26 protein-coding genes are annotated in these 25,694 nt (G+C 69.1%); 2 read left to right on the forward strand and 24 right to left on the reverse strand.

What is annotated here, in order from left to right; translation table 11 throughout:
* Positions 1–141: 141 nt before the first annotated feature.
* From hisIE to hisS, 10 genes are all read right to left on the reverse strand, one after another.
* Complete coding sequence (gene hisIE / locus BLS66_RS16440; protein WP_014037012.1) at positions 142–762, reverse strand: bifunctional phosphoribosyl-AMP cyclohydrolase/phosphoribosyl-ATP diphosphatase HisIE; 621 nt, start codon at positions 760–762, stop codon at positions 142–144.
* On the reverse strand, positions 752–1,528 hold the full coding sequence (gene hisF, locus BLS66_RS16445; RefSeq protein ID WP_053462807.1) for an imidazole glycerol phosphate synthase subunit HisF: 777 nt from the start codon (positions 1,526–1,528) through the stop codon (positions 752–754). Before hisF ends, hisIE begins: the two co-directional genes overlap by 11 nt.
* On the reverse strand, positions 1,522–2,256 hold the full coding sequence (hisA, locus tag BLS66_RS16450) for a 1-(5-phosphoribosyl)-5-[(5-phosphoribosylamino)methylideneamino]imidazole-4-carboxamide isomerase (RefSeq protein ID WP_074726338.1): 735 nt from the start codon (positions 2,254–2,256) through the stop codon (positions 1,522–1,524). Before hisA ends, hisF begins: the two co-directional genes overlap by 7 nt.
* On the reverse strand, positions 2,253–2,855 hold the full coding sequence (gene hisH, locus BLS66_RS16455; RefSeq protein WP_049471324.1) for an imidazole glycerol phosphate synthase subunit HisH: 603 nt from the start codon (positions 2,853–2,855) through the stop codon (positions 2,253–2,255). Before hisH ends, hisA begins: the two co-directional genes overlap by 4 nt.
* Positions 2,852–3,925: a bifunctional histidinol-phosphatase/imidazoleglycerol-phosphate dehydratase HisB gene (hisB, locus tag BLS66_RS16460; protein WP_053462805.1), complete on the reverse strand. Its 1,074-nt coding sequence runs from the start codon at positions 3,923–3,925 to the stop codon at positions 2,852–2,854. The genes hisH and hisB overlap by 4 nt, the downstream gene beginning before the upstream one ends.
* Positions 3,922–5,016 (reverse strand): histidinol-phosphate transaminase, encoded by a 1,095-nt coding sequence (hisC, locus tag BLS66_RS16465; RefSeq protein WP_074726339.1) that lies wholly within the window; start codon positions 5,014–5,016, stop codon positions 3,922–3,924. Before hisC ends, hisB begins: the two co-directional genes overlap by 4 nt.
* Entirely contained in the window at positions 5,013–6,308 is a 1,296-nt protein-coding gene (gene hisD, locus BLS66_RS16470; protein ID WP_074726340.1) for a histidinol dehydrogenase, read from the reverse strand. The genes hisC and hisD overlap by 4 nt, the downstream gene beginning before the upstream one ends.
* Positions 6,305–7,216, reverse strand: a complete 912-nt coding sequence (hisG, locus tag BLS66_RS16475; protein ID WP_021202834.1) for an ATP phosphoribosyltransferase — start codon at positions 7,214–7,216, stop codon at positions 6,305–6,307. The genes hisD and hisG overlap by 4 nt, the downstream gene beginning before the upstream one ends.
* Positions 7,217–7,250: 34 nt before the next feature.
* The gene (locus BLS66_RS16480) at positions 7,251–7,577 is read right to left on the reverse strand and encodes a YerC/YecD family TrpR-related protein (protein ID WP_074726341.1); all 327 of its coding nucleotides are present in this window, start codon (positions 7,575–7,577) and stop codon (positions 7,251–7,253) included.
* Between the two features lie 221 nt (positions 7,578–7,798).
* Complete coding sequence (gene hisS / locus BLS66_RS16485; protein ID WP_074726342.1) at positions 7,799–9,193, reverse strand: histidine--tRNA ligase; 1,395 nt, start codon at positions 9,191–9,193, stop codon at positions 7,799–7,801.
* Positions 9,194–9,319: 126 nt separating this feature from the next.
* On the opposite strand from hisS, the gene BLS66_RS16490 reads away from it, so the two are divergent.
* Entirely contained in the window at positions 9,320–10,072 is a 753-nt protein-coding gene (locus BLS66_RS16490; protein WP_049471312.1) for a Crp/Fnr family transcriptional regulator, read from the forward strand.
* Positions 10,073–10,140: 68 nt separating this feature from the next.
* On the opposite strand, the gene thrC is transcribed toward BLS66_RS16490, so the two are convergent.
* The 9 genes from thrC to BLS66_RS16530 form a co-directional block, all read right to left on the reverse strand.
* Complete coding sequence (gene thrC, locus BLS66_RS16495) at positions 10,141–11,427, reverse strand: threonine synthase (protein WP_074726343.1); 1,287 nt, start codon at positions 11,425–11,427, stop codon at positions 10,141–10,143.
* Positions 11,428–11,456: 29 nt separating this feature from the next.
* A complete protein-coding gene (locus BLS66_RS16500; RefSeq protein WP_049471309.1) occupies positions 11,457–12,371 on the reverse strand; it encodes a homoserine kinase in 915 nt (304 codons plus the stop codon).
* Positions 12,368–14,872, reverse strand: a complete 2,505-nt coding sequence (thrA, locus tag BLS66_RS16505) for a bifunctional aspartate kinase/homoserine dehydrogenase I (RefSeq protein ID WP_049471307.1) — start codon at positions 14,870–14,872, stop codon at positions 12,368–12,370. The genes BLS66_RS16500 and thrA overlap by 4 nt, the downstream gene beginning before the upstream one ends.
* A gap of 84 nt (positions 14,873–14,956) precedes the next feature.
* Positions 14,957–15,091 carry a hypothetical protein gene (locus BLS66_RS21015; RefSeq protein ID WP_005413160.1) on the reverse strand — a complete coding sequence of 45 codons (135 nt, stop codon included), beginning with the start codon at positions 15,089–15,091 and terminating at the stop codon, positions 14,957–14,959.
* 138 nt (positions 15,092–15,229) lie between these two features.
* A complete protein-coding gene (locus tag BLS66_RS16510; RefSeq protein WP_049471306.1) occupies positions 15,230–16,177 on the reverse strand; it encodes a DMT family transporter in 948 nt (315 codons plus the stop codon).
* 143 nt (positions 16,178–16,320) lie between these two features.
* Positions 16,321–17,016 (reverse strand): helix-turn-helix transcriptional regulator, encoded by a 696-nt coding sequence (locus BLS66_RS16515; protein ID WP_074726344.1) that lies wholly within the window; start codon positions 17,014–17,016, stop codon positions 16,321–16,323.
* A 103-nt stretch (positions 17,017–17,119) separates the two neighbouring features.
* The gene (locus BLS66_RS16520; protein ID WP_074726345.1) at positions 17,120–18,172 is read right to left on the reverse strand and encodes a linear amide C-N hydrolase; all 1,053 of its coding nucleotides are present in this window, start codon (positions 18,170–18,172) and stop codon (positions 17,120–17,122) included.
* A gap of 67 nt (positions 18,173–18,239) precedes the next feature.
* The gene (locus BLS66_RS16525; RefSeq protein WP_074726346.1) at positions 18,240–18,653 is read right to left on the reverse strand and encodes a DUF6691 family protein; all 414 of its coding nucleotides are present in this window, start codon (positions 18,651–18,653) and stop codon (positions 18,240–18,242) included.
* A complete protein-coding gene (locus tag BLS66_RS16530) occupies positions 18,650–19,087 on the reverse strand; it encodes a YeeE/YedE family protein (RefSeq protein ID WP_074726347.1) in 438 nt (145 codons plus the stop codon). The genes BLS66_RS16525 and BLS66_RS16530 overlap by 4 nt, the downstream gene beginning before the upstream one ends.
* Before the next feature lie 86 nt (positions 19,088–19,173).
* On the opposite strand from BLS66_RS16530, the gene BLS66_RS16535 reads away from it, so the two are divergent.
* On the forward strand, positions 19,174–19,497 hold the full coding sequence (locus BLS66_RS16535) for an ArsR/SmtB family transcription factor (RefSeq protein ID WP_049471298.1): 324 nt from the start codon (positions 19,174–19,176) through the stop codon (positions 19,495–19,497).
* Between the two features lie 3 nt (positions 19,498–19,500).
* Here the strand turns inward: BLS66_RS16535 and BLS66_RS16540 are convergent, their stop codons facing one another.
* The 5 genes from BLS66_RS16540 to BLS66_RS16560 all read right to left on the reverse strand — a co-directional run bounded on the left by BLS66_RS16540 (position 19,501) and on the right by BLS66_RS16560 (position 25,652).
* Positions 19,501–19,929 carry a BLUF domain-containing protein gene (locus BLS66_RS16540; RefSeq protein WP_053462792.1) on the reverse strand — a complete coding sequence of 143 codons (429 nt, stop codon included), beginning with the start codon at positions 19,927–19,929 and terminating at the stop codon, positions 19,501–19,503.
* Between the two features lie 83 nt (positions 19,930–20,012).
* Positions 20,013–21,146 (reverse strand): hybrid sensor histidine kinase/response regulator, encoded by a 1,134-nt coding sequence (locus BLS66_RS16545; RefSeq protein WP_074726348.1) that lies wholly within the window; start codon positions 21,144–21,146, stop codon positions 20,013–20,015.
* Positions 21,143–21,718, reverse strand: coding sequence for a chemotaxis protein CheB (locus tag BLS66_RS16550; RefSeq protein ID WP_074726349.1), 576 nt, complete (start codon positions 21,716–21,718; stop codon positions 21,143–21,145). Before BLS66_RS16550 ends, BLS66_RS16545 begins: the two co-directional genes overlap by 4 nt.
* On the reverse strand, positions 21,718–22,542 hold the full coding sequence (locus tag BLS66_RS16555; protein WP_049471292.1) for a CheR family methyltransferase: 825 nt from the start codon (positions 22,540–22,542) through the stop codon (positions 21,718–21,720). The genes BLS66_RS16550 and BLS66_RS16555 overlap by 1 nt, the downstream gene beginning before the upstream one ends.
* Positions 22,539–25,652: a response regulator gene (locus tag BLS66_RS16560; RefSeq protein WP_049471291.1), complete on the reverse strand. Its 3,114-nt coding sequence runs from the start codon at positions 25,650–25,652 to the stop codon at positions 22,539–22,541. The genes BLS66_RS16555 and BLS66_RS16560 overlap by 4 nt, the downstream gene beginning before the upstream one ends.
* Positions 25,653–25,694 lie beyond the last annotated feature (42 nt).

Consider the following 25,694-nt stretch of genomic DNA (forward strand, 5'->3'; position numbering starts at 1 on the left):
ATCCGGCAAAAAGAGACGCGGTATTGTAGAGCCGAGCCACGCTCGGCTGCATTTCCGGCCGGTAGTGCCGGCCGCTGGCCGGCAACCTCATGATCGTCGGGCATCTGGGGGTTGCCGGCCAGCGGCCGGCACTACCACGCTTCAGCGATGGCGTTTTTCCAGTACTGCCCGCGCATCATCCAGCGACAGCCCGCGCGCGCGCAGCAGCACCAGCAGGTGGTACAGCAGGTCCGAGGCCTCGCCCAGCAGCGCCTCGTCATCCTGCGCCACCGCCGCCAGGGCGGTCTCCACGCCCTCCTCGCCCACCTTCTGCGCGATGCGGCGGATGCCACCCTCGAACAGGCTGGTCGTATAGCTGCCCGGCGGGCGCTGCGCCTCGCGCATGGCCACCAGCTGGCCCAGCCCGCCCAGGAAATCCTTCGGCGCCTGGTCGAAACAGCTCTCGGCACCGGTGTGGCAGGTCGGACCGGCCGGGCGTGCCATCACCAGCAGCGTATCGGCATCGCAGTCGACGCTGATCGATTGCACCACGAGTACGTTGCCGGACTGCTCGCCCTTGGTCCACAGCCGTTGCTTGCTGCGGCTGAAGAAGGTCATGTGGCCGATGGCCAGCGTGGCGGCCAGTGATTCGGCACTGACATACCCGAGCATCAGCACCTGCAGGGTGTCGGCATCCTGCACCACCGCCGGCAGCAGGCCGTCGCCCTTGCCCCAGTCCAGCGCCTGCAACGCGTCCAGAGAGGGCCTCACTTCAATAGACATCCCGCACCTCGATCTGCTGTGCGCGCAGGTAGCGCTTCAATTCCGGAATGGCGATCGCGCCGCTGTGGAACACACTGGCGGCCAGCGCGCCGTCGACGTCGGCCTGGTCGAAGGCTTCGGCGAAATGCTCCATCGCACCGGCGCCGCCGGAGGCGATCAGCGGCACCTGGCACAGGGCCCGCGCCTGCTGAAGCTGCGCGACGTCGTAGCCGCGGCGCACGCCATCGCTGTCCATGCAGTTCAGTACGATCTCGCCCGCGCCACGCCGTTGTGCTTCGACGATCCAGTCCAGGGTGCGCAGCGGCACCGCCTGGGTCTTGTCCGGATCGCCGCTGAAACGACGCACCCGCCATTGCCCGTCGGCCTCGCGCACCGAATCGACGCCCACCACAACGCACTGCACGCCAAACTCGTCCGCCAGCTCGGTGATCAGCTCCGGCCGGCCCAGCGCCGGCGAATTGATCGACACCTTGTCGGCACCGGCAAACAGCACGCGGCGCGCGGTTTCCACACTGTCGATGCCACCGGCCACGCAGAACGGAATGTCGATCAGGCGCGCGATGCGCTCGATCCACGCCACGTCCACCGAACGCGCTTCGGGACTGGCGCCGATGTCATAGAACACCAGCTCGTCCGCGCCCTGGTCGCGATAGCGCTGCGCCAACTCGGCGATGTCGCCCATGTCGACGTGGTCGCGGAAGCGCACGCCCTTTACCACGCGGCCGTCGCGCACGTCCAGGCAGGGGATGATGCGGCGGCTCAACATGCCAGCGCCTCCGCCAGGTCCATGCGCTGCTCCAGCAGCGCCTTGCCGAGAATCGCACCGCCACAGCCAGCGGCACGGGCCTCGGCCACATCGGCCACGTCACGGATGCCGCCGGACGCCTGCACCGCCACGCCCGGCAGCAATGCCGACAGGTGCTGGTAGAGGCCGATGTTGGGCCCGGCCAGCATGCCATCGCGGGCGATGTCGGTGCACAGCAGGTAGCGCATGCCGGCGCGCGCGTAGCGCTGGGCCAGCTCGTCCAGCGTCACCCCGGCATTTTCGGTCCAGCCGTGCACCGGCAGCTGCCATTGCCCCTGTGCATCCTGGCGCGCGTCGAGCGCGATCGTGATGCGCTCGGCGCCAAACTCCCCCAGCCAGCCGACCACTTCGTCGGGGCGGCGCACCGCCAGCGAACCGACCACCACGCGGCCGGCGCCAGCGTCGAGGATGCGCGCCACGTCGTCACGGCCACGCACGCCACCGCCGGTCTGCACCTGGAGTGGCGTGTGCGCACGGATCGCCGCCAGCAGCGGCGCCAGCGTGTAGCCACCGGCGCGGGCGGCATCCAGGTCGACCAGGTGCATCCATTGCGCGCCCTGCGCGGCGAAGGCCTGCGCGCGCGGCAACGGGTCATCACCATAGGAGGTTTCCTGCGCATAGTCGCCCTGGCGCAGGCGCACCACGCGGCCATCACGGATATCCAGCGCGGGGTAGACGATGAAACTCATGCAGCAGTGCCCTCAAGGAAATTGCGCAGCATCAGCGAACCGGTTTCGCCGGAGCGCTCGGGATGGAACTGCGCGCCGTAGTAGCGGCCCTGCTCCACCACGGCAGTGAACAGGCCGCCATGGTCGCAGGCAGCCACCGTGTGGGTGTTCAGTGGCGCCGCATAGCTGTGCACGAAGTAGGCGCTGGCGCGCTCGGGTACGCCGCGCAGCAGCAGCGACTCACGCAGCGGCAGCAGGCGGTTCCAGCCCATGTGCGGCACGCGGATGCCACAGGCCGGCACCAGCTTGCGCACCACCCCGGGAATCAGTCCCAATGTCTCCACGCCGGCCTCTTCGGAGCGCTCGAACAGCAACTGCATGCCCAGGCAGATGCCCATCAGCGGCACCTCCAGCCGCTGCAGCGGTTCCACCAGGCCCTGCGCATGCAGGCGCTGCATGCCGGGACCGGCGGCGCCGACGCCGGGCAGGATCACCCGCTGCGCACCGGCCAGGCCGTCCGCATCGCGCACCAGCCGCACCGTCGCGCCCAGGCGCTCCAGTGCGTAGCGCACCGAACCGAGGTTGGCGCCACCGGCATCGATCAGCGCAACGTCGCTCACAGCGCCCCCTTGGTGCTCGGCAGCGCCGTGCCCTGGCGGGCCAGCGCCGGGCGCAGTGCGCGCGCCAGTGCCTTGAAGCAGGCCTCTACCTTGTGGTGATCATTGTCGCCGCGCACCTGCAGGTTGAGGTTCAGGCCGCTGGCATCGCACAGCGAGCGGAAGAAATGCGGCACCAGCTCGGTGGGCATGTCACCCACCCGCTCGCGCTTGAACTCGCCCTCGAACACGAAATATGGCCGGCCACTGAAGTCCAGCGCGGCGCTGGCCAGCGTCTCGTCCATCGGCAGCGTGAAACCGTAGCGCCCGATGCCGCGCTTGTCGCCCAGCGCCTCGCGCAGGGCCTGGCCCAGGGCCAGCCCGGTGTCTTCGATGGTGTGGTGCTCGTCGATGTGCAGGTCGCCCTCGGCCTGGATGTCCAGCGCGAAGCCGCCGTGCTTGCCGATCTGTTCCAGCATGTGGTCGAAGAACGGCAATCCGGTGGAGATGCGTGCATCACCGGCACGGTCCAGGTCCAGTTCCACGCGGATCTTCGTTTCTTTCGTGTTGCGCTGGACCACGGCGGTACGCGGTGCGTCGGCCAGCGCGTGGGCAATGCCCGGCCAGTCCCACTCGCCACCGAACTGCTCGGTGCGCAGCTGGAAGCCCCGGATGTTGAGGTTGTCGGCGAACTGCAGGTCTGTGATGCGGTCGCCGACCATGCCCGAGCGCGCCCAGTCGATGCTGCGGTCCTGCAGGTAAGCCGTCATCAGTCCGATGCCCGGCTTGCGGGTCGGCGCATTGTCGTGCGGCCAGCTGCAGTCGATCAGCACGTCACGGAACGTGATGCCCTGGCTTTCGAAGATCTGCAGCATCAGGTCGTTGGGGCCGTCGAAGCTGGCACGCGGGTAGCTGTCGCTGCCGAGGCCGTCCTGGTTGGTGACGATCACGAACTGATAGCCGGCGTCGCGCAGCTTCAGCAGCGCCGGGATCACCTGCGGCACGAAGCGCAGCTTTTCGTAGGCGTCGATCTGGAAATCGGACGGCTCTTCGATGAGGGTGCCGTCGCGGTCGATGAACAGGATCGGGGTCATGCTGCGGCCCTCCGCGCCGACAGGGCCGCAAGCACGCGGTCATTCTCTTCGGGACTGCCGATGCTGATGCGCAGTGCATCACCCAGTTGCGGCGCGGCGCGCTGGTCGCGCACCACCACGCCTGCGTCCAGCAGCGTATCGAATGCGGCCTGGGCGTCGGCGAAGCGCGCCAGCAGGTAGTTGCCTGCCGAGGCGTACACCCGGCGCACGCCGGGCAGGCCGGCCAGGGCTGCACGCAGGCGCTCGCGCTCGGCGATCACCGTCGCCACCCGCTCGGCGGTGCGCGCCAGCGCGTCGGGTTGCAGTGCCCGCACGGCCAGTTCGGCGCACGGGGTCGGCACCGGGTACGGCGCCTGGCAGCGGCGCAGCACGGCAATCAGCTCCGGTGCGGCGATCAGGGTTCCAATGCGGGCCGCGGCCAGCGCATGCGCCTTCGACAGCGTGCGCAGCACCGCCAGGTTGGCGTGCGCGGCCAGCAACGTCGTCGCCGACGGGCGCTGCGCGTATTCCACATACGCCTCGTCCACCACGACCAGCGCCTGTCCGCGCAGCGCAACGGCCACGCGCTCGACGTCGTCCAGCGCGATGTCACTGCCGGCCGGGTTCGACGGCGCGCACAGGAACACCAGCGTGGCATTGCGGGCCTTGGCCGCGTCGATCACCGCATCCAGGTCGGTGCGCAGGCCATCCTCGCTGTCCACCAGCGGCACTTCAATCAGTGCAGCCCCCTGCAGCCGCGCGCACACTGCGTACATGCCGAACACCGGCGGCGTGACCAGCACGCCATCGCGGCCCGGCACGCACAGGGCGCGCACCAGCAGGTCAATGGCTTCGTCGCTGCCACGACCGATCAGCAGCTGTTGCGCCTGCACGCCATACAGCTTGGCAAGGCCCTCGCGCAGTGCCAGCGGCTGCGGCTCCGGATAGCGTCGGCTGCTGCCCGCGGCATCGGCCGGATTGGCCCAGGCCGACTCGTTGGCATTCAACCAGACTTCGCCCTGCACCGCCGCGCTGCGCGCCGAACTGTAGCCGGCGAACGCCTGCAGGTCCGGGCGCACCAGCGCCAGCACGTCCTCGATCACCGCGCTCATGCCGCCGCCTCCATGCGCAATGCCACCGCACGCTCGTGGGCGTCCAGGCCTTCGGCGCTGGCGATGATGCGCGCGCAGCCGCCAATCGCCGCCAGGCCGGCGGCGCTGGCGCTCTGCACGCTGATCAGGTTCTGGAAACTGGCCACGCTGACACCACTGTAGGCGCGCGCGGCACCGGCGGTGGGCAGCACGTGGTTGGTGCCGCTGCAGTAGTCGCCCAATGCCTCGGGGGTGTAATCCCCCAGGAACACCGAGCCGGCTGCCTGCACCTTGTCCAGCCACGCGCGCGGTTCGCGCAGGGCCAGGATCAGGTGCTCGGGCGCATAGCGGTTGCTGATCGCGAACGCCTCGGCCAACGCATCGACCAGGATCAGCCGCGACGCCGACAAGGCCTGCCGTGCGATCTGCTGGCGCGGCAGCAGGGCGACCTGGCGCTCCACCTCGGCTTCGACCGCGGCCAGCATCGCCGCATCGTCGGTCAGCAGCAGCACCTGCGAATCCGGGCCGTGCTCGGCCTGCGACAGCAGGTCGGCGGCGACGAACGCCGGATTGGCGCCGGCATCGGCGATCACCAGCACTTCCGAGGGACCGGCCGGCATGTCGATGGCGGCGGCGCCGTCCTGTGCGACCTGCTGCTTGGCTTCGGTCACGAAGCTGTTGCCCGGCCCGAACAGCTTGTCGCAGGCCGGAATGCTGGCCGTGCCATAGGCCATCGCGGCGATCGCCTGCGCACCGCCCAGCTTGAACACGCGCTGCACGCCGGTCAGCCGCGCGGCTACCAGCACCGCCGGATCAGCCGTGCCATCGGCACGCGGCGGCGTGCACAGCACCACCTGCGGGCAGCCGGCCAGCTGCGCCGGCACGCCCAGCATCAGCGCGGTGGACGGCAGCGGCGCGCTGCCGGCCGGCACGTAGAGCCCTACCCGTCCGATCGGGCGCAGCATGCGTTCGCAGAGCACCCCCGGCGCGGTCTCCACCGCGTATCCCTTGCCCATGCCGGCGGCGTGGAAGCGGGCGATGCGCTCGGCGGCATCCACCATGGCCTGGCGCAGTTCGGCGGGCACGGCGGCTTCGGCAGCGGCGAATTCGGCTTCGCTCACCTCAAAGGACGACAGCTCGACACCATCGAAACGCGCGGTGATCGCACGCAGCGCGTCGTCGCCCTGCGCACGCACCTGCGCGATCAGCGCAGCCACCGCGTCGCGGGTCTGCTGCGCCACGGTCTGCACCGGGCGGGTCAGCGCGGCGCGGCGCGCGGTTTCATCAAGTCGGGACCAGGTCAGACGGTTCATGCCAGCGACCGCTCCACGCTCAACACCATCAGGCCCTGCGCGCCGGCGCGCTCGAGTTCTTCCATGCGCTGCCAGCTCAGCGGGCCCGGGCACATGGTCTGCAGGCGCAGCGCGCCGCCATCGGCCGGCAGCCGCACCAGCGGCTCGGCATCGGCCAGCAGCTGCGCCAGCGCGTCGACGCGATCCTCGCTGGCGCGGAACATCAGCAGCTTGCGGTCCTGGCGCTGCACCACGCCGTCGAGGCGGCGCAGCAGCATCGCGCGCAGCGATGCGCGCGCATCATCCGGTACGCGCACCGCGCCGGCCAGCACTGCTTCGCTGTCGAGCAGGTTGTGTACCGGGGTCAGCTGATTAGCGCGCAGTGTCGCGCCGCTGGAAACCAGATCGCAGATCAGGTCGGCCGTGCCCAGGCGCGGTGCGATTTCCACCGAACCGGACAGCTCGACCACCTGTGCATCCACGTTCTGCTCGGCCAGCCACTGCTTGAGGATGGCCGGGTAGCTGGTGGCGATGCGGGTACCGGCCAGCTGCGCCGGTCCCTGCCACTGCCACTCCTCGGGCACTGCCAGCATCAGCCGGCACTGGCCAAAGCCCAGCCCGCGCAACGCCTGGTAGGCATCGGGCAGCCCGATCTGGCGCCGCGCCGCGGCCTGCTCGTCCAGCTCGTTGCGGCCCACGATGCCGAGGTCACAGACGCCGTCGGCGATCAGGCCGGGAATGTCGTCGTCGCGCACCAGCAGCAGGTCCACCGGCAGCGATTCGCCATAGCAGAACAGCTTGTCGCGGCTCTCACGCCAGCTCAGGCCACACGCGCTCAGCAGGTTGCGGGCGGGCTCGGCCAGCCGGCCACTCTTCTGGATGGCGATACGCAGCCGGTCTCGTGCCGGCGCTGCCTGGGTTGCACTCATGGGGGAGGTCTCGAAGTTCGGAACGGGGCGCGGATCAGCGCAGGGCAAGGCGGTCGATGGCAGCGGCATAGCCTCGATGGCCATGCTCGAGCGTGCGCGCCACCCGTCCGGTGGTGGTCACGCTGACGCCGGTGCGCTCGTGGATCTCGCGGTACGGCACGCCCTGCTGCAGCAATGGCACCACCTTCCAGCGGTCGGCCATGGCCTCCAGCTCGGCCGGGGTGCAGAGGTCGCGCAGGAAGGCCTCGACCTGCTCCGGCTCGCGCAGGGCGGCAAAGGCCCGGGCCAGGGCTTCCAGGTCGGCCTTGGGGTCTTTGGCGGCAATCTCGGGGCGGGCTTTCACGGGGTCGGATCCATGCATCAATGTAATAGCGCGTTAGTACATTAGCGCATTCTTGCGCGGTGCGTCAAATGCAGGGTTTGGGGGGCGGCAGGGCGGCTGCCGCGTACACGCAGAGGGCGGAGCAACGGCACAGCCGGGTTCCGGACCGCCCCCGCCCTCGACCGGAACGGGGCGCGGAAACCAGAACGCCCACCGGGTGGTGGGCGTTTCGTTGAAGCGCTGCCTCCTGCCAAAGGCCGTTACATCACCTTCGACTGCTCCAGCTCCACCTGCAGGGTGCTGGCCAGCTCGTCGCGGGAGACTTCGAACTGCTGCTCGCGCAGCAGGTCCTTCACCGCCACCACGCCACGCGCCAGCTCGTCCTCGCCGGCCAGCACCACGAAGCGGATGCCGGCCTTGGCCGCGTACTGGAACTGCTTGCCGATCTTCTTCGGCTCCATCTGCACTTCGGTGTTGATGCCACCGGCGCGCAGGCGGCGCGCGATGTCCAGCGACTGCGGCATGCCCTGCTCGTCCATCAGTGCCACCAGTGCCTGCACGCTGCTGGCCTCGATGCCGTCGATCAGGCCGGCTTCGCGCAGCTGCCAGAACAGGCGCGACAGGCCGATGGAGATGCCCACGCCCGGCAGCTTCGACTTGCTGTAGTGGCTGGCCAGGTCTTCGTAGCGGCCGCCCGAGCAGATCGAGCCGATCTGCGGATGGTCGGTCAGCGTGGTCTCGTAGACGGTGCCGGTGTAGTAGTCCAGGCCCCGCGCAATGGAGAAGTTCAGGCAGTACGCGGTTTCCGGCACGCCCAGCGCCTGCACCAGCTGCAGCACCTCGCGCAGTTCGGCCACGCCAGTGCGCAGGATCTCCGAAGAACCGGCGTCGGCTTCAAGGGCAGCCAACTGCCCGAGCGCATCGGCATGCCCCTGCGAACGCACGGCTACGAACGCCAGGATCCTCTCGACCTGTTCGGCCGGGATGTTGAAACCCTCGCCCACCAGCGTCTCGCGCACGTAATCGGCGCCGCGCTTGTCCAGCTTGTCCACTTCGCGCAACACCGCCAGCTGGCGCTCGCCTTCGGCCACACCCAGGCTTTCGAAGAAGCCGCGCATCAGCTTGCGGTTGTTCAGCTGGATGCTGAAGTCACCGATGCGCAGTTCCGAGAACACCGCGTGGATGACTGCCAGCACTTCGGCGTCGTATCGCACGCTCAGGCTGTCCTTGCCGATCACGTCGATGTCGCACTGGTAGAACTCGCGGAAGCGGCCGCGCTGGGCGCGTTCGCCACGGTACACGCGCTGCATCTGGTAGCGGCGGAACGGGAAGGTCAGCTCGTGTTCGTGCTCGGCCACGTAGCGCGCCAGCGGCACGGTCAGGTCGAAACGCAGCGCCATTTCCGGCAGCGAACGGTCGCCCGATTCGGCCGCATTGGCCAGCGCACCGGTGGACTGCACGAAATACACCTGACGCTCGGTCTCGCCACCGGACTTGGTCAGCAGCACGTCGGACAGTTCGAACACCGGCGTCTCGACCGGCAGGAACCCGAAGCGCTCGTAGTTGCGGCGGATGACGTCCAGCATGCGCTGGAACGCAATCTGCTCGCGCGGCAGCAGCTCAAGGGTGCCGGGCGGGGTACGGGGCTTGATCACGGGCGGAACTCCTGCTGGAACGGGACGTGGGAGGGGGCGACATTCTAGCGCCCCCGCCTCCGGCAGGGTCGAACGGCCGCTTGAAGTATCATAAGGCCCTCCCCGCCCGCGATACGCCCCCGCAACATGTCACGGCCTTCCGGCGCTCCGCCCGCCAACAACGATCCCGCCGCGCCGTCCTGCATCACGCTGGACTGCCTGCACTGCTCGGTTCGCCACCTTGCGGTGTGCTCGGCGTTGTCGCCCGATGAAGTGCAGGCGCTGGAACAGGTCACCGTTTCGCAGCAGGTCGGCATGGGCAGCACCCTGGCCCGCACCGGCGAGGAGCGCCAGCATGTCTATACATTGACCGGCGGCGCGCTGCGCCTGGTTCGCACCCTGGCCGACGGCCGGCGCCAGATCAGCGGCTTCGTGCTGCCCGGTGACTACCTCGGGCTGAGTGGCAGCGATCACCACCGCTACGACATCGAAGCGATCGCCGACAGCCGCGTCTGCCGGGTCGCGCTGCCACAGATGAAGGCGCTGCGCAGCCGCTTCCCGCATCTGGAGCGCAAGCTGCTGCAGCGCGCCTGCCAGGAACTGGACGCCGCCCAGGATGCGGCGCTGGCATTGGCACGCCTGCAGCCGGCCGAGAAGCTGGCCGATTTCCTGCTGCGCCTGGCCGCACGCGAGGCCAGGCTCGGCGGTGACGGCCTGCGCGTATCGCTGCCGATGGGGCGCGGCGATATCGCCGACCACCTGGGCCTGACCATGGAAACGGTCAGCCGCACCTTCACCAAGCTGCGCCAACAGGGGCTGATCGCCCTGCCCCACCTGAACGTGGTGGAGATCCTCGACGAGGACGGGCTGCGCACGCTAGCCGGTGAAGGATTGATCTGACGACATCGCGGTTCGTGGGGTTGCCGGCCAGCGGCCGGCACTACCCGTGTGGCATCCTCCATCTGCGATCAACGCATCAACACCTCACGCAACGCCGCGTAATCGGCCGCCAATGGCTCGGCATGCGCCGGTCGCTGCAGCAACGCGTCCAATGCCGGCGGCACCGCTACCGGGCCGCCGATCAACGGCTCCACCACCGCCTCGAACTTGGCCGGATGCGCCGTGGCCACCACCGCCCAGTCGCCCTTGGCACCGCGCGCACGCAGGTCCTGCAACACCTTCACCGCCGTCGCCGTGTGCGGGCAGAACAGTTCGCCGCTGCTGGCATGCGCTGCGGCAATCGTCGCGCGGATGGTCACGTCATCCACCGCGAACGCGCGGAAGGCAGCGCGCAGCTCGGCATCATCACCGTGATAGAGCCAGCGCAGGCGCTCGAAGTTGCTTGGCGCCCCCACATCCATTGCGTTGGCAACCGTGGCCACACTGGCCTGCGGCTGATAGTCGCCACCGTTGAAGTACGCCGGCAGCACCGCATTGGCATTGGTCGCCAGCACGATCTGCCCGATCGGAACGCCCAGCGCGCGCGCCAGCACTGCGGCCATCGCATTGCCCAGATTGCCGGTCGGCACCACCAGATTGAGCCGACGACGATGCGCTGCGTAGTGGGTCAACGCCGCATGTGCGTAGTAACTCATCTGAGGGAGCAGGCGGCCGAGGCTGATGCTGTTGGCCGAGCTGAGCGGCACCTGCGCCTGCACGTCACGGTCGGCCAGCGCCTGCTTGACCATGGCCTGGCAATCGTCAAACGCCCCGGCCACACGCAGCGCCTGGATGTTGTCGCCGAAGCAGCCAAGCTGATGCGCCTGCCGCGGTGACACGCGGCCATCCGGGTACAGCACCACCACACGCACGCCCGGCTGGCGATGGAAGGCTGCCGCCACGGCGGCACCGGTATCGCCAGAGGTGGCGACAACGATCGTCAGGTCGCGGTCCTTGCCGGCCTGCAGCCGCGACAGCGTTCCGGCCAGGAAACGCGCGCCGATGTCCTTGAACGCCGCCGTCGGCCCATGGAACAGCTCCAGCACATGGTCGCCGTTGCCAAGTGCACGCAGCGGCACCGGGAAGTCGAACGCCTCGCGGCAGATCGACGGCAACGCGGCCTCGAGCGCGTCAGCGGCGAAGAACGGTGCCAGCAGGTCCGCGGCGGTATCGGCCAGCGTCGCCCCGGCCTGCAGCTCACGTGCCGCCGGCAGGGTGGCGGGCACATACAGCCCGCCGTCGGGTGCCAATCCTGCAGCGATCGCGGCGCTGAGGCCAACGGCCGGAGCTTGGCCGCGGGTCGAAACAAAGTGCATGGGGTCGGTATCCAGTAGGGGGGAAGGATTCAGCACAGCCGGGCTCCCGGCGCATCCAGCGGCGACACCCAGGCGTCGCTGTCGAAACCGGCGGCGGCAAATGCAGCCTGCACCGGTGCAGCGGCGGCACGGGCCTGGTCGGCGTCCTCGAACCAGGCAAACACACTGGGGCCGGCACCGGAGATACCTGCGCCCATCGCCTGCGCCGACAGCGCCGCATCGCGGGCGGCCTCGAAGCCGCCGATCAGGCCAGCGCGGCGCGGCTCCACCAGCACATCGCGCAGCCCCGCGCGGACCAGCCCGGCGTCGCTGCGATGGCAGCCGGCAAGCACCAGCGCCAGGTTCGCGCTCTGTGCCACGAATTCAGCCAGCGCATAGCTGCCCTGCAGGGCCTGGCGCGCAAGCCGGGTTTCCAGCACTGCGTGCGGATGCACCAGCAGGCTGTGCCAGGCGGCCGGCACCGGAATCGGCAGCAGGCGGTCGGCGGTGCACAATGCCAGCCCGCCCAGCAGCAGCGGTCCCACGTTGTCGCCGTGGCGCCCACCACTGGCCACGGCTTCGCCGTCCAGCGCAAACGGGTACAGCGCCTCGCGTGGCAGCGGCACATCGAGCAGCGCATTGGCGGCCACCAGTGCAGCAACGCACGACGCTGCCGAGCCGCCCATGCCGGAGCCGAACGGAATGCCCTTGTCGATCTCCACCGCGAAACCGAACTCCAGGCCCAGCCCCGCGCGCAGCGACATCAACGCTGCGCCGGCGGTGTTCCCGGCCGCATCCAGCGGCAGCGCGACGGCGCTGCCACGGATCGCGTCGATGCGCACCCGCGGCTCATCGAGACGGCGCACGCTTACGGTATCGCCGACACCGGCAAGCGCATGGCCAAGAATGTCGAAGCCGACCGCCACGTTGGCCACCGAGGCAGGCGCGAACGCACGTGCGATCACAGGCGTGCTCCTTCACCGGCGGCCACCCGCAGCAGGTCAGCGAACACGCCCGCCGCCGTGACTTCCGGCCCCGCGCCCGGCCCCTGCACCACCAGCGGATTGTCGCAGTAGCGACGGGTACGGAACTGCACCACGTTGTCGGTCAGCCGCAGGTTGGCGAAGGCGTGGTCGGCCGGCAGTTCCTGCAGGCCCACCGAGGCACCGTCCGCACCGAGCCGCGCCACATAGCGCAGTACCGCGCCGCGCGCCCGCGCTTCCTGCAGGCGCTGCAGCAGGCTGGCGTCGGACTCGCCCAGCCGCGCCATGAAGTCGTCCACGCCGCCGTCGCGCAGCAGCGCCGGCACCAGGCTTTCCACCTGCACCTGCTCCAGGCTGAGCGCGTGGCCGGCCTCGCGGGCAAGGATGACCAGCTTGCGCGCCACGTCCACGCCGGACAGGTCATCGCGCGGGTCCGGCTCGGTGTAGCCCATCGAACGCGCCTGCGCGACCAGCGCGGAGAACGGCTGGCTGCCATCGAAGCGGTTGAACAGCCAGGCCAGCGTGCCGGAGAAGATGCCTTCGATGGCCAGTACCTCGTCGCCGGTATCGACCAGGTCGCGCAGCGTGGTGATGACCGGCAGGCCCGCGCCCACCGTGGCCTCGTAACGGAACCGCGCACCGCTGGCCGCCGCCGCGGCGCGGATGCGCTGGTAGCGCGGCAACGGGCCGGCGCCGGCCTGCTTGTTCGGGGTGACCACGTGGATGCCGGCTGCCAGCCAGCCCTCATAGCGCTCGGCCACCTCGGCACTGCCACTGCAGTCGATCACCACCGCATGCGGCAGGTGCGCGGCCAACAGGTGTTCGGTGAAGCGATCCAGATCGCTGGGCTCACCCGCCTGCTGCAGGGCATCGCGCCAGTCCGCATGCAGGCCATCCGCCTCCAGCCGCATGCGCGAACGCGAGGCCAGGGCGCGCAGGCGCAGGTCGACGTTGGCCTTGGCCAGCAGCTGCGGACGGGCGGCCAGCAACTGGTCCAGCAGCGCGGCGCCGACATTGCCCGGTCCGATCACTCCCACCGCGAAGGTCTGCGGCGACAGCCAGAAACCCGCATGCGCGGCGCGCAGCGCACGGGTGGCATCGGCACTGTCCACGGCCACGGAGATGTTGCGCTCGGACGAGCCCTGCGCGATCGCCAGGATGTTCACCTGCGCACGCCCCAGCGCTTCGAACAGGCGCGCGGCCACGCCCGGCTGGCCGGCCATGCCATCGCCGACCGCCGCCAGCACGCTCACACCGTCACTGACCTGCACGCGCTGCACCTGGCCCACCGACAGCTCGTGGGCGAACGCGTGCAGCAGGGCCTCGCGGCCGCGGCCGGCTTCGGCAGCGCGTACCACGCAGCAGATCGAATGCTCCGACGAACCCTGCGAGATCATCACCACCGATACCTGCGCCTGGCGCAGCGCGGCGAATACGCGCTCGGCGGTACCGGGCACGCCGATCAGGCCGGTGCCCTCCAGGTTCAACAGGGACAGCCCGGGGCTCAGGGTCAGGCCCTTCACCGGCCCACGCGGCGAGCGTTCTGCACTGATGCGCGTTCCCGGGTGCGCCGGCTGGAAGGTGTTGCGGATGAAGATCGGCAGGCCGAGGCGGATGGCCGGCGACATCGTCTGCGGGTGCACCACCTTTGCGCCGAAGTAGGCCAGTTCGCAGGCCTCGTCGTAGCTCAGCGATTCCAGCTGCACGGCTTCGGGCACCAGCCGCGGATCGGCTGACAGCACGCCGTCGACGTCGGTCCAGATGTGCAGTTCATCGGCATTGAACAGCGCGGCGAAGATCGCTCCGGAGTAGTCACTGCCATTGCGGCCCAGGGTGGTGATGCGGTCATCGCGGTCGCGCGCGACGAAGCCGGTGGCCACCAGCCGCGACTGCGGATGCTGCAGGCGCCACCTGGCGAGCCGGTCAGCACTGGCCTCCCAATCGACATCCACGCCGAGTTCGCCATGCCCGACCACCAGCACATCGCGGGCATCGAGCACGGCACAGTCTTCGCCCAGGGCACGCAGGTGGCTGCCGAGCAGCTGTGCGGAAAACACTTCGCCCAGGCCCTGCACGCGGTCGAGCACTTCGCGCGGCAGCTCGCCGATCACCGCCAGCGCCGCCAGCACTTCGGCCAGCTGATCGAAGCGGGCGTCGATCCATTCGACCGTCTCGCCGACCTGCTCGCCCAGCAGCGCCACGGCGGCGCCGCGATGGCGCGCGCGCAGGGCATGCCACGCCTCGCGCCAACCTTCGTCGCCCTTGGCCGCCAGCTGCGCCAGATCGATCAGCGCGTCAGTGACGCCCTTCATCGCCGAGACGACAGTGACCTGCAGCGGTTCGGGGCGGGCCAGCAGCAGGCCGGCAACATGGCGATAGCGTTCGGCATCGGCCACCGAGGTGCCGCCGAACTTGTGCACGACAGTGGACGGCGCAGCCAGATCGGCCGGGGCAACGGGATGGGCGGGGGCGTGGGAAGACATGCAGACCTCGGCAGGAGGCCCCGTCGCATGCAGGTGTCGAGTTTCCCCGCCACCTGGATGGTGCGGGGCCGTGGTTTTCGGGAGTTACACGAAGACGACGGGCCGCACCAGGGCAGTGGTGACGGTGGTGGTGGTAATGGTGGTGGTGGCGACCGGCGCAGTCGAACGGCCCGCAGTGGCGGGGGCGATCAGGCTGGCGTGGGCGGCATCAAGGACCATGGCGCACAGAAAACACTGCGCATGGGCCTGCTGTCAAGTGTTGCACCGCAAAAGACCACTGCCGCGATCATCGGCCAACGTGCGCGTATTTGGTTGCAACTGAGACCAAGCGCGCATCAGCACGCTTGTCGACCGGATTCAGCCGGCATGTTCGGCGATCGCCCGCGGCGTGCGGTGGGCATGCGCGCACAGCATCACGCCGGCCACCAGGAACACGATCGCCAGTGCTTCCAGCAGCGACGGCCAACGCTGTTGCCAGGCGAAGGCATACAGCAGCGCGAACAGCGTTTCGAACACGATCATCTGCCCGGTCAGGGTCAATGGCAGCAGGCGGCTGGCACGGTTCCAGAACGCGTTGCCGAGGATCGAGGCCACCACTGCCACGCCGGCGCTGATCGCCCAGAAGCCACCCCACTGCGCCGCCGTGTGGTCGCCAGGGCCGATGAAGGCCATCGGCACCAGCAGCAGCGCCAGGCCACCGGTGGTGACGCCGGTCAGCAGCGACCAGTCATGGCTGGACAGATCCGGCCTGCGCGCCAGCCAGCGGCTGTTGCCGATCGAGTACAGCGCCCACGAGAACAGCGCGCCGAACGCGCACAGCAGTCCGACCACGCGCTGGCGCCACGGCGTGGCCAGATGCTCGGACATCAGCGACTCCCAGCCGACCAGAGCGACCCCCAGAACGCACAGGCCCAGCGCCGGCAGCAGCTGCTTCAGCGGCACGGCGCCCTGCTCGCGCACGCCGACCAGCGTGACCACCACCGGGATCAGGCCAACGATCAGCGATGCCGCAGCGCCACCGGCCCACTGCACGGCCGTGGCCAGCAGCAGGAAGTACACCAGGTTGCCGGCCAGGCTCAGCCACAGCAGGCCGAACCATTCGGCGCGGCCCAGCCGTGGCGCCAGCCGCCTCCAGCGCGGCAGCAGCAGCGCGACGGCAATCAGGCCGTAGACCAGATAACGGCCAGCCGACAGCTGCAGCGCATTGAACGACTGCAGCACGGCGGGGGCCAGAAAGACCACGCCCCACAGCGCGCCGGCGGCAATGCCGTTGGCGATGCCCAGGGCCATCGGGTTGTTGCGCATTCGGATACTTCGGGGGAGAGAACAGGCCACGCAGTGTATGCGTTGCACAGTGGGCGCTCTTGACCGAGGCTACTGCCCTGCCCGGCTGTGCGCATGCGGAGTCGCCTCGACTCGGGAGCCGGGCATGGGCCCGGCTCCACAGGTCAGGTGGCGCCCCTTCGCCACACAGCGGGGGTCTGGCCACATTCGCGGCGCAGCGCACGGGTCAATGCGCTCTGCTCGGAATAGCCTGCGGCCAGTGCGATATCACTGATCGGCGCGGCGCTGGTGCGCAGCTGATGCTTGGCCCAGCGCAACCGGCACGCACTGAGCCATGCCTGCGGACCGAGCCCGAATTCCCGCTGGAACAGCGCATGCAAGCGACTCTCGCTGACACCGACGAAGCCGGCCATGCGCGCCACCGGCCACGCCTGCCCGGGGTCGGCCTGCACCGCCGCGCACAGGCCCTGCATGCGCGCGCCACTACCGGCGGGCGCAAACACCTGCAGCAACTGCGGCAGCAGGGGCGGCAACGGTTGGCCCGCACGCACCTGCGCCAGGCACTGGCGCAACGCCAGCGGCAGGTGCAGCCAGCGCTGGCGGGACAGGTGTTCCTGGGTTGCGTCATCCAGCACGCCGGGTGGGCAGTCGACAATCACGAAACCGTTGGGACCGTCTGCCATCTGGTCGTGGGCCTCACCCGCTGCAACGAACGCGCCCTGCAGCAGGTCCAAGCGCCCCCCGCGCCCCTCCATCTCGAACTGCAGCTCGCCCTGCAGCGGCAACACCCACTGCGCATAGTCGTGGCGATCCAGGCCGGTGGCCTGGCCGTACTGCCGCAGGTGGAAGATCGCGCCCATGCGCCGAGTGTGCGCGTGCCGGGATATCCCTGCAACGCGGGCGCGCCTCCACACGCGATGGCTCCCGCGATCGGTGGCGGGTCGTGCCTGACCGGGCGCCGGACTAACCGTCCACGCCCAGGAAGGTGAACGGTGCACTGGGCACGAACTGGCCCAGCGCATTGCCGGAATAGGTGTTGCGCTGGTCCGGGCCGAGATCGAGCTTGAGCACCTTGCCGCCGAAATCCACCTTGTTGAGGTCGACCCAGAACGTGTTCGGGGTCAGTGCCGATTCGAAGAAGTACAAGCGCCGCTTGTGGTCGGCCACGGTACGCCAGCGCGTGGAGGAGATGTTCGGCTCGCCCGGCGTGGTAATGCCGTAGGGCACCGATGCATTGCGGATCACGCTGAACACGCTGGCCAGCGCCACCACCGGGTCTTCGGACTTGGGAATGGCGTTGATGTAGAACGAAGCTCGCGCGAAGCGATCGGCCGAGCGGTTGGTGCCGGGCAGCATCACGGTGCCGCCGATCTGCTGCCAGTAGCTGTTGAGCGCCAGCTGCTGTTCGAAGATCGGCGAATTGGTCATCACCTGGTAACGGCGGTCATGGTGGATCACCTGGCGGCCACCGATGTATTCGACGATGGCGCTGTCGCCTGTGGCATCGGACAGCGACAGGTGCAGCGTCGCCTGGCGGTCTTCGCCCGGCACTTTGTCGGTGACGATCGAGTACGGCTCTCGCTCCAACGCCGCCACCGCCTCGCCAACGGTTGCAAAGTTGTCGAGCACGTACTGCGCCCAGAGCGAAATGGCCAGTCCGGGCTTGTTGCCACGCTGCTTCGGATACTCCGATTCGACCAGCCACAGCAGGTTGGCCACCAGGCCCTTTTCGTTCATGCCGTCGGTGGTCGACACGTCGTAGCCGGTGGCCACGACCGAGCCATAGCGCGCCGTCCAGGCCAGCGACTTCGGGCCAGCCTGGCCGGTGCGCGCGATGCCGCGTGGCAGCACATAGAGGTTGGTCGCCACATCGACTTTCCAGTCCATCGAACGCGCGGTGATCACATCACCGTTGTCGCCGAGGTACACCGCCCGCGTGCAGGCCAGCGCCGGTGCGACCGCGGCAGCCAGTGCGACCGCCAGCATTGCCCTGCCCGTCCACTTCATCCGTACCATGTCGTTGCACTCCTTTCCCCGTGATCGGTGGATCTCACCCCATGCAGGGTGACACAGCAGTGAAGCCTCATCGAAGGAGGCGATCGTGCAGCCAGAAGCCTGCCAGCATCGCCGGCACGAACCACAGGGCTTCGTGGGCGCCGACCGCCAGGCCCGCGATGGCCGGCCCCGGGCAGTAGCCCGCCCAGCCCCAGCCGATCCCGAACAGCGCCGCGCCCAGCAGCAGCCGTCCATCAATGCCACGGGCAGTGGGCAACTGGAAGCGCTCCGCGCACAGCGGTTGCGCACGGCGCAGCACCGCGCGCTGCCCGACTGCACTGACCAGCACCGCCGACGCCAATACCCAGGCCAGAGTCGGATCGAACTGCCCGGCCACATCGAGGAAACCGAGAATGCGGCGTGGATCGGTCATACCGGCCAGCGCCAATCCCGCGCCGAACAGCATCCCTGCGCCACCGGCAGCCCAGGTCATGCGGCTCACTGGAGGCCTCCGCCGTGGTGAATGAGGAACGTGGTCAGCATGGCGCAGGCCATGAACACCAGCACCGACAGCACCGAGCGCTTCGAGCCCCGCGCCATGCCGCATACGCCGTGCCCACTGGTGCAGCCGTTGCCCAGCCGCGTGCCCACGCCCACCAGCACACCGGCGCCGACCAGTTGCCAGGCGGGTAGCGCGTCGCGCAGCATCGCCCGCGGCGCCTCCCCGGGCGGTGCCTGCCACCACAGCACGGCTGCGGCGGCGGCCGCCAGGCCGAGCAGGAACGCCCAGCGCCAGGCGCGCTCCTCCGGTTCCGCACGCAGGCTGCCGGCGGCGATGCCGCTGACGCCCGCCACGCGCCCGGTGGTAGCCAGCAACAACACTGCGGCGGCCCCGATCATCGCCCCACCCACCACAGCGGCCCATGGCAGGTTCATGTCCGGCCTCCGCGCATTGCATCCATCGACTTGCCTTTTTATTTAGCTTTTTCTAAATTAGCGTCTTCTAAACAAAAAGGTCAACCATGCCGCGCACCGCGCTCGACAGTGCCGCAATGGCAAAGCATGCCGCACAGGCCGCCGCCCTGCTCAAGAGCCTGGCCCATCCGGCCCGGCTGCGTGTGCTGTGCCGCCTGGTTGAGGGGGAAGCGCCGGTGCCCGAACTGCAGGCGCTGACCGGATTGAGCGCATCGGCGCTCTCGCAGCATCTGGCCGTGCTGCGCGAACTGGGCATCGTGGCGACCCGGCGCGAAGCACAGGCCATCCACTACCGCATGATCGAAGGGCCCGCACTGGGCGTGCTGCACGCACTGCACGCCGCGTACTGCGGTCGCGGCACCTCGCGCTGACGCTCAGCCCGCGTGCAGCACCGGCTGCACGACGTTGTCCAGCAGGTCCAGCGGCGTCGGCACGGCGCGATCGCCGTGCAGGGTACGGCTGAAGCCCGACCAGTCGCCGGATGAAAGCCGCCGCAACAGCGCCTCGTCCACCGGCAACGCGCGCATCGACCAGTACGGAAACTGGCGCTGGCCCAGGCGGCCACGCGCCAGTTCAATGATGTCGACATGGCTACCGGCCTGGAGGATGCGCTCGTACACCGACGCAATGCCATCCGGCGGCCCTTCGATGTACTGCAGGAAGTGCCCGCCATCGTGCAGCAGCACCCCGGTCACGCCGGCCATCTTGTTGAAGCGGGCCGCATCGTCAACCACCGCCTGCAGCCGTTCAGCGGAAAGATCCGCCCGCGCCTGGCTGACGTAGGCGATCGCGCGCAATGGCATGGTGCTTCCTTGGCAGTGGATGCAGCCACGGTAGCAGTTGCGGACGAGTCCGTCTCAGATCCACCGCAGGCTTGCTGAAGGATTCAGGTTGCGGCCGCCGCCGTCCCGTCACAGCGTCGCGGCAACATCGCCTCGAACACCACCAGACCGGCGTCGTTGCGCGCGCCGATGCGGCCACCGTGGGCGCGGACGAACTGGTCGACGATGTACAGCCCCAGGCCCAGGCCATTGCTGGGATGGAAACTGGCCTTGAACGGCTCGAACAGGCGTGGCAGCAGCGCGTCATCGATCCGACCTGCGTTGCTGACCCGCAGCAGCACAGTGCGCGGGTCACGACCGTCCACCTCCACCCTCGCCTCGCTGCCATGGGTGAGCGCGTTGCCGACCAGGTTCGCGGCGACCTGGCCCAGCCGATCCAGGTCGCCCTGCAGGCGGGTATCGCCCAGCGTGTCGAGATGGATCCGCGCATGGCCGTGCGCACTGCCGGCCTCGGCCACCACCGCACGGGTCACCTCGGCAAGGTCGCAGGCACTGGCCTGCAGGCGCAGGCCGCCGCTGCGGATCCGCGAAAAGTCCAGCAGCTGCTCGACCATCCGCGCCATGCGCAGCGTGCTGGCCTCCAGGTGTTTCAGGGTCTGCTGCGCGCCGCTGTTGTCCTGCGGAAGCTCCAGCGACAGCTTGTCGGCGCACAGCAGGATCGCCGACAACGGCGTGCGCAGATCGTGGGTGAGCACGGCCGCCATCGTCTCGTTGAGCTTGAGCGAGCGTTCCAGCGCCTCGTTGCGCGCCTTCAGCAGCTGGCGCTGCTGGTAGAGCTCGATGAAGACGTTGACCTTGCTCAGGATCACCCGCGGTGCCACCGGCTTGTGCAGGAAGTCGACCGCGCCGGTTTCGTAGCCCTTGAACGCACGCAGCGGGTCATCCGGCGAGGCCGTCAGGAAGATGATCGGCACATCGCGGCTGCGGTGCGAGCCGCGCATCAGTTCGGCCAGGGTGAAGCCGTCGATCTCCGGCATGTGCACGTCCAGCAACGCCAGCGCCACCTCATGTTCCAGCAGCAACTCCAGCGCCTGCGCGCCCGAGCCGGCCAGCAGCAGGTTCACGCCCTCGCGCTGCAGCAGCGCCTGCATGGCCACCAGGTTCTGCGGCACGTCATCGACGATCAGCAGGTTGACCGGGGTCTGCGACTGCGCAGGGTCCGGTGGCAGCAGGTTCATGCAAACAACTCCTTCAGGCGACGGCACATCAGATCAAGGGGCAGCACGGCGTCGGCGCCGGCATGCTGCAGGGCGGCGGCCGGCATCATCGATACCTCGGCCTCCTGGGGACATTGCAGCCAGGCGCGGCCACCGGCAGCGCGCACCGCGGCCACGCCTTCACTGCCGTCGCTGCTGGCGCCGGTGAGCAGCAGGGCCAGCACCTGGTCGCCGAACACCGCCGCTGCCGATTCGAACAGCGGATCGATGGCCGGACGCGAGAACAGCACCGGCGCATCGACCGACAGCGCCAGCGAGCGGGCATCTTCCACCAGCAGGTGGTAATCCGGCGGCGCAAAGGTGACCGTGCCGCGCTGCAGCGGCTGCTTGTCCTCGGCCTCGCGCACCGGCAGCGCGCAGTAGGGCGCCAGCACTTCGGCGATGCGGCTGCTGCGGTCGCGTGGCAGGTGCAGCACCGCCAGCACTGGCGCCGGCAGTGCCGCGGGCAACGCACCGAGCACGACCTGCAGGGCCGCGACGCCCCCGGCCGAAGCGCCGATCACCAGCACGGCCGGGCGTGTCGGCGTGGCCATCAGGCCACCTTCCGGTACAGGCGATGCTCGCGCGAACAGACCTCGAACGCATCATGGTGGCAGCCGAACTGCAGCGACTCCTTGCTGCCGAGGCCGAGGAAGCCGCGGTGCACCAGCGCTTCGCGGAACAGGCCCACCGCACGGTCCTGCAGGTCGCGGTTGAAATAGATCAGCACGTTGCGGCACGACACCAGGTGCACTTCGGAGAACACGGTGTCGGTGGCCAGGCTGTGGTCGGCAAACACCACGTTGCGGCGCAGCTGTCGATCCAGCACGGCACCATCGTAGGCCGTGGCGTAATAGTCCGACAGCGACGCGGTGCCGCCCGCCGCCAGGTAGTTGCGGCTGAACTGGGCCATCCGGTCGATGCCATAGGCCCCGGCTTCCGCCGTGGCCAGCGCCGCCGGATTGATGTCGGTGGCGTAGACGATGCTGCGCTCGAGCAGGCCTTCCTCGTGCAGCAGGATCGCCAGCGACCAGACTTCTTCGCCCGTGCTGCAACCGGCTACCCACAGCTTCACCGACGGATAGGTGCGCAGCACCGGCACCACCTGTTCGCGCAGCTCACGGAAATAGGCCGGGTCACGGAACATCTCCGACACCTGCACGGTGAAGAACTGCATCGCCTGCGCGAACAGGTCCGGCTCGTGCAGCAGGCGATGCTGCAGGTCAACCAGCCGCTCGCACTCATAGCGCTGCATGGCCTGGCGGATGCGCCGGCGCAGCGACGACACCGCATAACTGCGGAAATCGTAGTGGTAGCGCTGGTACAACGCTTCCAGCAGGACCTTCAGTTCCAGGTCGAACAGGGCCTGCTCGTTCATTGCCGCGAGCACCAGACCCGGCACAGCGACACCAGCTTGTCGACGTCGATCGGCTTGGCGATGTAGTCGTTGGCACCGGCCTGCAGGCAGCGCTCACGGTCGTCCGGCATGGCCTTGGCGGTCAGCGCGATGATCGGCAGGTCCTGCAGGTGGCGCTGCGCGCGGATCTCGCGCATTGCCGCCAGGCCGTCCTTCTCCGGCATCATGATGTCCATCAGCACCAGGTCGACCTCGCGCTCGGCCAGCCGATCTACCGCCTCCTGGCCATTGCGCGCGATCTCCAGCGTGACACCGAGCGGTTCGAGCACGCTGGACAGGGCAAAGATGTTGCGCACGTCGTCCTCGGCCAGCAGCACCGTGCGGCCGTCGAGCACGGTGTCGCGACGGCGCGCCTCGCGCAGCAGGCGCTGCTGGTCGGTTGGCAGGCTGGCCTCCACGCTGTGCAGGAACAGGGTCACTTCATCCAGCAGGCGTTCGGGCGAGCGCGCACCCTTGATGATGATGCTCTTGGAATAGCGGCGCAGGCGCTGCTCTTCCTCGCGGCTGAGCGCGCGACCGGTGTAGACGATCACCGGCGGGAAACCGACGTCATCGTTGCCGGCCATGTGTTCGAGCAGGTCGTAGCCGCTGCCGTCGGGCAGTGACAGGTCCATCACCATGCAGTCGAACGTGACCGTGCTGAGCTGTTCCAGCGCACCGGCCAGGGTGCCCACCGCGACGATCTGCAGCTGGTCGCGGCCCAGCAGCAGTTCCAGGTTGCGGCGCAGCTCGCTGTCGTCCTCGACGATCAGCAGGCGCCGCACGTCGCGCTGGCTGGTCTGTTCCAGCTGCTCGATGGCCGTCACCAGCCGCTCGCGCGTGGTCGGCTTGATCGCAAAACCGATCGCGCCCAGCTCGCGCGCCACTTGGCTGCGGTCCGTTGCCGAGACCACATGCACCGGGATGTGCCGGGTGTCAGGGTTGCGCTTCAGGCGCTCCAGCACGCTCAGGCCCGACACGTCCGGCAGGCCGATATCGAGCAGGATGCCGTTCGGACGCAGTTCGCTGGCCAGCGCCAGCGCCTCTTCCGCCGTGCCCGCCACCACGCAGTCGAAGTCCAGTTCATGGGCCAGGGCCACCAGTGCTTCGGCGAACGTGGCATCGTCCTCGACCGCCAGGATCAGGCGCCCGGCGCGCTGGCGGCGGCCGCGGTCATCGGCCACGCCGGCGGACGCGGTGACCGGCGCTGCCGCAGTGGCAGCGCGCACGGGTGCCGCCGGCAGCACGGCCGGTGTCCGTGCCGGCGCCGGCACTGCCACGGGGGCCTCGGCAGCCTCGGCTGCGCTCGCCGCCGGGGCGCCCTGCAAGGGCAGCTCCAGGATGAAGCAGCTGCCGCGCCCGGGCTCGCTGTCGACCTGGATGTAGCCGCCCATGCGCTCGGCCAGATCGCGCGAGATCGACAGGCCCAGGCCGGTACCGCCGTAGCGACGGCGGGTGCTGCCATCGGCCTGGCGGAAGGCCTCAAAGATGACGTCCAGCTGCTCGCGGGCGATGCCGATGCCGGTATCGCAGACCTCGAACCGGATGCGGCCGTTGCCGGCTGCACGCACGTGCAGGCTGACCTTTCCGTGCTCGGTGAACTTCACCGCGTTGGCCAGCAGGTTCTTCAGGATCTGCTGCAGCCGCTGGCTGTCGACCACCAGCTGGCTCGGTGCCAGCGCATCGGCTTCGATCTGCAGGGCCAGGCCCTTCTGCCGCGCCATCGGCTCGAAGGTCTCGCGCAGGCGCTGCAGCGCGCTGTCAACCACCACCACTTCATCGGACAGTTCGACATGGCCGGCCTCGATGCGCGACAGGTCGAGGATGTCGTTGATCAGTGCCAGCAGGTCGTTGTTGGACGAGAGGATCGCACGGGCGTACTTCACCTGTTCCTCGGTGAGCGTACCGTCCTTGTTGTCGGCCAGCAGCTTGGCCAGGATCAGCGAGCTGTTCAGCGGCGTGCGCAGTTCGTGCGACATGTTGGCCAGGAACTCGGACTTGTAACGCGACGTCGCGGCCAGTTCGTTGCTGTTGCGCACCAGCTGGCTCTGCGCGACCAGCAGTGCCTGCTTCTGCGCCTCCAGCTCGTGGGTGCGCTCTTCCAGCTGCACGTTGCTCTGTTCCAGCTCGGCCTGCTGTTCTTCCAGGTGGCTCTGCGACTGCAGCAGGCTGCGGCTCTGCTCTTCCAGTTCCTCGTTGGCCACGCGCAGCTCTTCCTGCTGGGCCTGCAGCTCCTCGCCCTGGCGCTGCGACTCTTCCAGCAGTACCACCAGCTGCGCACGCAACAGCGATGCGCGCAGCGCCATGCCGATGGTCTCGGCACAGCGCTCCAGCAGCTCGCGATCCAGCTCACGCAGCTCGCCGACCCGGGCGCGACCCAGTTCGATGATGCCGACCACCGCGCCATCGCTGCTGAGCGGCGCCAGGATGCGCTCGCGCACCGGCAGCCGGCCCAGGCTGGTCTGCAGTTCAAGCACGGCGGCATCGTCACCGTGCAGGTGGCGGATGCGTTCATCACGCGCGACCTGCCCGGCCAGCCCCTCGTGCAGGGCCAGCGAGGCCGGCGCCCCCGAAGGCAGCGCCATGCCCCCGGTCAGCTGCAGCCGCCCGCCTTCCAGGCGGTAGACCGCAGCGACCTCTGCGCCCAGCTGCCCGGCCACGCTCGTTGCTGCGGCCTCGGCGATCTGCTCCGGCCCCAGGTCACCGCGAAGGCTGATCGCCACCGCGTTCTCGGCCTCCTGCAACCAGAGCGCGCGCATGGCCTGGCGGCGCGCCTGGATCGCGCGCGAGACGATCAGCGCGATCATCATGAAGGCGAAACCGCCAATGGTCCGGTTGACGAACGAAAACGCCGAGTTGGAACTGGCGGGCGCGACGTTGAAACCAATGACCAGCAGGATGCAGGACAGCACGGCCACCACGAATGGCGCCCGCGCACTGCGCTGGAACACCGTGACGCCAACGGCCAGGAAGTAGGCCAGCCAGACGGCATAGCCCAGCGGTACGACCAGTTCCAGCGAAATGGTCGCGGCCAGCAGCACAGCGGACGTCATCCAGATCCAGCGGTCACGCGTAGTCGCACCAGGACGCATGCAGGTCGGTTCCAGAAGGCAAAGGGTGGAAGATGGTACTCC

The organism is Stenotrophomonas pavanii, from assembly GCF_900101175.1.
Lineage (GTDB): Bacteria > Pseudomonadota > Gammaproteobacteria > Xanthomonadales > Xanthomonadaceae > Stenotrophomonas > Stenotrophomonas pavanii.